8 protein-coding genes and 1 pseudogene are annotated in these 7,440 nt (G+C 53.0%); 4 read left to right on the forward strand and 5 right to left on the reverse strand.

Going from position 1 to position 7,440, the window contains the following annotated elements; translation table 11 throughout:
* Positions 1 to 119, forward strand: a pseudogene (locus tag POG22_RS06355) (IS4 family transposase); the annotation flags it as partial.
* Between the two features lie 209 nt (positions 120 to 328).
* Here the strand turns inward: POG22_RS06355 and POG22_RS06360 are convergent.
* Together POG22_RS06360 and POG22_RS06365 are read right to left on the reverse strand one after the other, a co-directional pair.
* Positions 329 to 547 carry a hypothetical protein gene (locus tag POG22_RS06360; protein ID WP_498904256.1) on the reverse strand — a complete coding sequence of 73 codons (219 nt, stop codon included), beginning with the start codon at positions 545 to 547 and terminating at the stop codon, positions 329 to 331.
* Complete coding sequence (locus tag POG22_RS06365; protein ID WP_498904257.1) at positions 544 to 2,391, reverse strand: S8 family peptidase; 1,848 nt, start codon at positions 2,389 to 2,391, stop codon at positions 544 to 546. The genes POG22_RS06360 and POG22_RS06365 overlap by 4 nt, the downstream gene beginning before the upstream one ends.
* A gap of 191 nt (positions 2,392 to 2,582) precedes the next feature.
* Between POG22_RS06365 and POG22_RS06370 the strand changes: the two genes are divergently transcribed.
* The 3 genes from POG22_RS06370 to POG22_RS06380 all read left to right on the forward strand — a co-directional run bounded on the left by POG22_RS06370 (position 2,583) and on the right by POG22_RS06380 (position 4,003).
* The gene (locus tag POG22_RS06370) at positions 2,583 to 2,990 is read left to right on the forward strand and encodes a hypothetical protein (RefSeq protein ID WP_498904259.1); all 408 of its coding nucleotides are present in this window, start codon (positions 2,583 to 2,585) and stop codon (positions 2,988 to 2,990) included.
* A 78-nt stretch (positions 2,991 to 3,068) separates the two neighbouring features.
* A complete protein-coding gene (nrtS, locus tag POG22_RS06375) occupies positions 3,069 to 3,293 on the forward strand; it encodes a nitrate/nitrite transporter NrtS (RefSeq protein ID WP_498904260.1) in 225 nt (74 codons plus the stop codon).
* 263 nt (positions 3,294 to 3,556) lie between these two features.
* Positions 3,557 to 4,003 carry a late competence development ComFB family protein gene (locus POG22_RS06380; protein WP_498904262.1) on the forward strand — a complete coding sequence of 149 codons (447 nt, stop codon included), beginning with the start codon at positions 3,557 to 3,559 and terminating at the stop codon, positions 4,001 to 4,003.
* Between the two features lie 66 nt (positions 4,004 to 4,069).
* Here the strand turns inward: POG22_RS06380 and POG22_RS06385 are convergent, their stop codons facing one another.
* The 3 genes from POG22_RS06385 to POG22_RS06395 all read right to left on the reverse strand — a co-directional run bounded on the left by POG22_RS06385 (position 4,070) and on the right by POG22_RS06395 (position 7,098).
* Entirely contained in the window at positions 4,070 to 5,314 is a 1,245-nt protein-coding gene (locus POG22_RS06385; protein ID WP_017662339.1) for a DUF445 domain-containing protein, read from the reverse strand.
* A 77-nt stretch (positions 5,315 to 5,391) separates the two neighbouring features.
* Entirely contained in the window at positions 5,392 to 6,144 is a 753-nt protein-coding gene (ubiE, locus tag POG22_RS06390) for a bifunctional demethylmenaquinone methyltransferase/2-methoxy-6-polyprenyl-1,4-benzoquinol methylase UbiE (RefSeq protein WP_498904264.1), read from the reverse strand.
* 15 nt (positions 6,145 to 6,159) lie between these two features.
* The gene (locus tag POG22_RS06395; RefSeq protein WP_498904266.1) at positions 6,160 to 7,098 is read right to left on the reverse strand and encodes a response regulator; all 939 of its coding nucleotides are present in this window, start codon (positions 7,096 to 7,098) and stop codon (positions 6,160 to 6,162) included.
* Between the last annotated feature and the right edge of the window lie 342 nt (positions 7,099 to 7,440).

A 7,440-nucleotide genomic window follows, 5' to 3' on the forward strand; every position in this document is an offset into this window, starting at 1 on the left:
GTCAATCCCTGCTGCTCTGGAGAGATTGGATGTTGGCGCTCATGGCGTTGAAGCCTCACAAATCTCTCCATTTTCAACGAGGGCTAGAGGCTCTATCCCTTGTGAGGCAGGGGGTCTAGCTATGTTGTCACCCTCTCAGGAGCGCCGAATACTCCGAAAAGGTAGGACTTACGCAGAAACCCGGTGAAACACGATATTCCGTTATTTCAGCCCGAACAGAGGAACGAAAAACCGGGTTTCTTGACCGACAACTGCGTAACTCCAGCCAAGGAAAAACTCCCCGTACCCAGACGGAGAGTTCTGTATTGCAAACAAGAGGAAGAGAAGTTTATCGCTTCTCGAACGACTGAACTTCCAAAACAGGCCCGATCGCGGCAAGCGTCATCACATCGTCGCGTACCGAACCGTTAACCTCTACCTTCAGGCCATCTTCGAGCAATTCCGGGGGCGCACCTCGATAAATTTCGTAAGTCGTCCCGTTTTCAGCTTCGATCGCCCAGGTTCCAGTACCCATCGCAACCCGTTTGACCGTTCCCGTTACCGTCATCCTGTCACACCTCCAGGTCTCACTGCTAAACGAGCCAGCGCAACGCAGGCGAGGGCGTTCGCCGCCAGGAAGCCGCGAGCTACCCAACCGCTACCGAGCCACACCAACGCGGGATCGATCGCCGCACTCACCGCCAAACAACTGGCAACGCCCAGTGTCGTTCCAACGGCAAACCATTTCCAATCGCGATGTCCCAGCAGCAACAAGATTAACCCAGCCGGAATCAACACGCTGGCAAAAATGGGGTTGAGAGCCGGATTCCCTTGAATTGCCGTCCCTAACTCCGGTAACGAACTCCCCATGACCCGCAGCGGCCATTGGGGTAAATCGAACAGGTACAGACTCCGCAACACGAAGACGCCGGAACTGCCCATCACCAACCCCGTGGCTAGGTTCCAGTTCCAACGGAAGGGGAAGTAATTCCGCAACAACCACGCCAAGAGATAGGAACCCACAACCATCGCAATTTTCGGCAACAGGGCGATCGTTCCGCCGTCGATCCAGAAGCGGGGGTTCAAATAGCCGTTATCGCGCAACCAACGGAAGAAGTCCCGAAACGTCAGTTGACCGTTAACCGCCAATTGCACGGCAGATTTCGCATCGAGATGTCCCGAGCCAAAATGGTTGAGGGTGTCGTCCTGTACCGGACGAGCCGATTCTTTGAGGATGCGAACCACGTCTTCGGCATCGTCAACGCCAGCCGCTTTAATCAACGCCGCAACCCCAGCCACGTGGGGAGATGCCATACTCGTACCTTGGAAGGCTAAGAAAGCGGGCGTTCCGTTTTGGGGGTCGATGGTATGTTGCAGGATACCGCCCGATTCGCCATTTTTCGTGTTGCCACCGGGGGCGGAGAGGTCTACCCCTGCACCGAAGTTGGAATAGGGGGCTTTGTCGCCAGAGGCGTCTACAGCAGAAACGCCCACAACGCGGGGATAGCGGGCGGGATATCCGGCAGAGTTTTGGTTGGCGTTTCCGGCAGCGGCCACGATAACGACACCTTTGTTATAGGCGTAGTCGATCGCCTCTTGCATCAGTTGACTTTCGCCGCTTCCGCCCAAACTGAGGTTGATGACATCTGCGCCGTTGTCGGCGGCGAATTTAATGGCTTCGGCAATGTCGCTGACGGTTCCGCCTCCTTGGGAACTGAGGACTTTCAGGGGCATCAGTTTGGCACCGTGGGCGATACCGGCAACGCCGAAGTTGTTGTTCGTCGATTGGGCGATGGTTCCGGCGACGTGGGTTCCGTGGCCGTTGTCGTCGTCGGCTCGTTCGCGATCGTTGACGAAGTCGTAACCGGGAAGGAGTTCGGTGGTTTCGAGATCGGGAACTTGGGTAATTCCGGTATCGATAACCGCTACAGTCACGTTTGCACCGTCGCTGTCGAGCCAAGCCCCTTCGATATTAATCGCTTGCAGGTTCCACTGCTTGCTGTAGAGGGGATCGTTGGGGCGGTTGGGGGAGAGGGCGGCGTTGTCCTCTGGGGTAGAGGTGGAACAGCCGCTGTCTCGGTACAGTTCCGGTTTCGGCAAGCCGTAGATATAGTTGGGTTCGATCGCTTCGACAAATTTGCCGAACTCTTTTCTGAGTTGGCGCAGCCTCTGGCGATCGCCCTCTACGATATAAACATTGTCTGTGCCGGAAAATTCGCTGTTGAGACGCGGTTGCAGGTCGTACTGACTGCGAATCGCCTCGAGTTGCTGTTCGACTTGTGCCGGGGGAATGTCTTCTCGAAAGTCGAGAACGATCGAGTCGTACGTGCCTTGGGCGGCGAGTCCTTGAAAGGTGGATAACGCCCACCCCAAGCCGAGGAGAAATAGAAACGTCAGTAAAAGCTTTTTCATAATCGGTTCGTCGTGTGTTCGGCGGAGCGCGATCTTGAGATTTGTTCCACGATAGCGCATTGCTGACGGGCGATCGATGGAGAGATAAACTGGAAGAGAAAGAGAAGTTGAAACGAAATTCTTCGATTGAGAGAGCAACAGCGAGTCAGACGTGCAAATTTCAATCGTTGAATTTTTAGGACGAACTGATTATGGAACGAGGTTTGATTTGGTTGCCGCTGTTGGCGTTGTTTTTCGGCCTGGCTTGGGCGGGGTGGAACGAATTTCAGAAGGTGGAGGCGTATCGCAGTTGGGCCGAAGGATTCGATCGCGCCAAGTACGACATTTTGGCGGTATTGGGTCAAAAAGACCATCAAATCACCTGGGGGAAAGCCACCCGTCGGGGCATGGTGGACTTGCAAACGTTTTCTTTACAAGATGTTAAGGAGATTCGCCTGCTCGTTAACGGGGAAGCGATCGACGAAGAGAATTTACCCCGCAAGAGTAAATCTATTGCCTTGGAGTTCGTGTTTCCCGAGTGGCAACCGTCGGTGAACGTTCCGTTTACGGATGTGGAATTGGCGGCGAAGTGGTGTCGGGTGTTGCGATCGCTCGGGTAAGGAAACGAGGGGATGGAGAGATACGGTACTGGAGACGCTCAGGTCTTTAACTGTTAACTGTTCGCTGTAAAAGAGGTGATGAAACAATCGTTTTTCGCTGCGCTGCTCGATCGGGAATTCAGACCGACGGCGTTGCGGGTGGCGGCGATCGTGGGAACGTTGCTGTTTGCCCTCAACCACGGTTCGGCATTACTGAAGGGAAAAATGACGCGCGATCGCTGGATTTCGGGAGTATTAACGTACTTGGTTCCCTATTCGGTCAATATTCACGGGCAATATGCCAATCGCCGCCGTCACCCGTGAGATCGCTGCAACAACCGACCTAAAGAAACTGACTCGAAAATTAATTTTTCGCGATTTTGGGAATTGCTTTCCTTCGTGCTGAAGAGTTAACCGGTCGTTATCGACGAGTCCACCGAGCTGGGAACCTGTTGCAATTTATTCGCGTCGTAGAAATGTAAATATTTGCGATCGAGATGAGTCGATCGTCCTGTCTGAAGCATCGCTGCGAAACATTGAAAATTTTGCGTGCGAGTCCGAATTTAGCTTTCACGAAGAGGACAATCATGACGACAACACCGCATCGTTGCGCGATTTACCGTAACGCAATGGAACCCCTCGCGATCGAGGAAGTCCAGCGACAACTGCGCGAACTTCCGTTAGATGTGGCGGCCTCGATCGATACGAGCGAGGCGATCGCCTACGCGCTCAACCGCTTACCGCCTCTATACGCGACCACAGTTGAAGGGTGGACGTGGAACCAAGAGCGAGGACGAAACAGTCTCAACGATCTCATTAAAATGGCGGCGAGTTGGGGAATTCGCGAAGCTCAACGCAAGCGCAAACCCTTTGTCACGCCGTTATCGAAACCGGACGACTCTGAAACAGCCCTACACGCTTTGCAGAGTTTGCTCGGACGTCCCGATCTCGGATGGAACGAAATCGTTTCCGTTCTCGAACAACGACTGCACGATCGCCGCCTTCGATCGTCGCTCGATCGCATGGCGGGATAAGGGTAATGTGAGGAGTTGACCCGATGGGGAAATCAGAAGTCCGTCTCGAGTCTCGAGTGCGAACGCCTACAACCCTGAGTTTTGAAAAAATAGCAATCCCGATTGTAACAGTCCGATAATTACGCCGAGTATACCGCCAAGGTTGACGATCGCCTGTAGCTCGCTTTTGACAATTCCTTCGACTGCGGCTTCTAAATTTTCAGGAGAGGTAGCGTTGACGCGATCGACAATGACGCTGTCGATGGCCAAAATGGGAATGACTTTCGCGACAATTTTTTCGAGATCCTTTTCCAGATAGCGATCGAGTACTAAGGCGAGTTCTTGACCGATCAGTTCCAAGGACGAATTGACCACCGTTGACGTTCGCAAGCGGTTGACGATCGCCTGAGCTGCATGCTCGAAATCTACTGAATCCCCCAAGCCGCGCAGCAAATCCGCGCCTTCAGTACGGATGTATTTCCGCACGCTGTCTCGCAGGGTTTTTCGCAGTTGACGAACTGTCGAAACGGGAAGGTTTTGCAGCGACAGATTTTGTAACCATTCTTTCAGCCGCGACTGCAAATCCAAAGAGTCTATGACTTCGGCTAGCTGTGCGTTTGCCTTTTCCTTTTCATCGAGACAGTAATTCCGCAGGCGAACCAGCGTATTTCGCAACCCCAACAAATGGGCGACGATCCAGTAAGTTCCACTACTTTTTTCGCGAAAATTTTCGTCGATAATAACGATATTGCGATCGGTCAAAAAATCCACGATCGCCAACCGTACCGAATTAGGAGACAGCGCCACCTGCATCAACCAATCCGCCAGTTGAGACGCTTGTTGTTCCGTCAGTTGGAACTCTAACAGCACGTCGTCGAAAATTTTATCGACTTGGCGAACTAAAAAATCGTCCCGCCGCGACCAAACCTTTAACAAACGAGGTAAAGATTCCCCAAACAGATCGTGTAGAATACCGGCAAGAATGCGAGTAGTTTTGCGATCGCTTCCGGGGGTCAGTTGTTGGCGAGCCATATCGAGCAGCCACAGGATCGCCCCCCGTATCCGTTCGATGGACAACAACCGCCGCGCTAACCCTTGCAGTTCGGCGGGCGTCAACAACGATCCCATAATCGTATCGGCCACGCGCTTGGCGAGGCGTCCCTGATTGCGAGGGATCAGCCCCGGCGTAAGGGGAACGCGATATTTTCCAATATGATAAGCCCGGTAGGGGCGGAATAACATCTTAATGGCGAGATCGTTCGTGAAATAGCCGATGATTCCTCCCGCAACCGGCGGAACGAATAGAAACCAAAGATTTGAATTCAAGGTCAAAACGCAAACAAGCAGCGTACAAAAAAAGACGTTCGGTGTTTTTGGTGCAACTCTGACCCGTTCGGACGCGCTTCTGTCTATTTTACGGTTGAGTTTGACGGTCTGTGCGACAGGGAAGCTTCAGTTTTCGCAAGTTTGACCGCTACGAGAACCCCCATCGTCCCCCCCGCGATCGGATAGTGAACGGCGCGATCGAACCCCGCTTGACGGGCGAGTTCGACCTGTTGGCTTCCCGTGGGAAAGCGATCGAGACTCGGTTGAATGTAAGCGTATTCGTCCGTCAATCCGAACGACTCGGCAGTGGGAACCACGAAAGTTTCGAGATACCATTGCTGAAAGCCCAACATCGCCGTCGAAGTCGGTCGGTGCATATCCAAAATTGCCGCCGTCGCTCCCGGTTTGAGAACCCGGTACAGTTCTCGCAAGCCTCGGGGAATATCGGTTAAGTTTCGTAACCCGTATCCCATCGTTGCCGCATCGAAGGTTTCGTCTGCAAACGGTAAATTCAGAGCGTCAGCTTGCACCCACTCCACAGATAATCCGCAATCGCGACTGCGTTGGCGGGCGACATCCAACTGCGATCGCGAAAAATCAGCCCCGACGACCCGTCCGCTCCGGCCGACCGTTTCGGCCAGTCTCAAGGCCAGATCGCCACTTCCACAGCATAAATCGAGACAAGTCTGCCCTGCACCTGCCTTAGACCAGGAAATCGCCATCTGTTTCCAAATCCGATGTAACCCCAAACTCAGGCTGTCGTTGAGTCGGTCGTAAACCGGGGCGATGCGATCGAATAAGTTTTGAATTTGCGTGGCGTCGGGGATATTGTCCATGTCTCGAGAAAAGTCTTAAGCAAGGTCAGCGCACGTCAAGGCCAGAGCGATTTGCTGGGCGCAACGGTGAATCCATTCGACTTCCTTCTCTTGTACGCTGTTCGGCTGCGTCCATTGCAGCGAGGCCACGGCCCGCAGTTGGCCGCGAAACGCGATCGGTAATACCAAATGCGCTTGAACGCCAGAGCTTTGATAGGAATCGAGTCCAGACAGGTCGGGATCGGCCGAAACGTTTGCCGACCCTTGAATTTTGCCGGTGGCGATCGCCTTCTCCACCAACAAATCGCCTGCTAAAGACAGCGCGTCAGCGTTGCCGTGACTGGCATAGCCGTCGACGAGACCACCGTTTTCAACCAGTTGCAACACGCAGGCTTCGGCTGAAAAGTTCTCCCCGAGAGCGCGAGCGATCGTCTCGAGGCAGGATGCCGCATCTTCAGACGTTTCAGCAACCTGCATCAGCGTTCCCAACACGGCCATTTGTGCGTGAGACCATTCCAACTCTTCAGTTTTCAACTTGAGGAGTTCGTAGGTATCGGCTGCCCGTTTGACCACACCTCGCAATTCGTTCGGGTCCCAAGGTTTCGTAATGTACTTGTAGACTTGTCCCGAGTTGATGGCTTCGACGAGATCTTCAATATCGGTAAAGCCCGTAAGGATAATCCGTACCGTGTTGGGAAACTGAGTAACCGTTTTACTGAGAAACTCCGTTCCCTTCATTTCCGGCATCCGCTGGTCAGAAACAATAACCGCCACTTCTCCTTCTTTTTCTAAAATATCGAGGGCTTCGATGCCACTTTCGGCTTTATAGACCCGAAACTCTCGTCGAAAGGTTCGATAGAGTAGGTCTAGATTGTCCGGTTCGTCATCGACGACGAGCATTTTGGGTTTCTTGGGTCGCATCGAACTCCTCAATCGATCTCTCAATTCATCAAGCTCAGACATGGTGTCGGTCATATTTCGCCTCCACTCGGAATAATTCTCCCTATGTTGCTAGATTTCACTCACGACAGCCAACAACAACCATAGGGCAAGACACTTTCTACATCATACTTTCTTTCCAATTTAGGAGATGCTGGGAACCCCTGTGAAGTCAAGCGAAGAATCTTCACAGTCGTCGTGCGTCACCAGATATCTCAAGCGTCCGTAACACGAGGATAACCTAGTGCAGCGTCAACTCTAAGAATTAGGGTTAACGGGAGTATTGAGGTAATCTGTAGGGAGCGAGCCGGAGTCCCATGCAGAAAAAATACATTGTGCGCCTGACAGCAGAAGAGCGTCATCAGCTACAGGCAGTGA

Origin of the sequence: Geitlerinema sp. CS-897 (assembly GCF_028368005.1) — a bacterium.
In the GTDB taxonomy this organism is placed as follows: domain Bacteria; phylum Cyanobacteriota; class Cyanobacteriia; order Cyanobacteriales; family Geitlerinemataceae; genus Baaleninema; species Baaleninema simplex.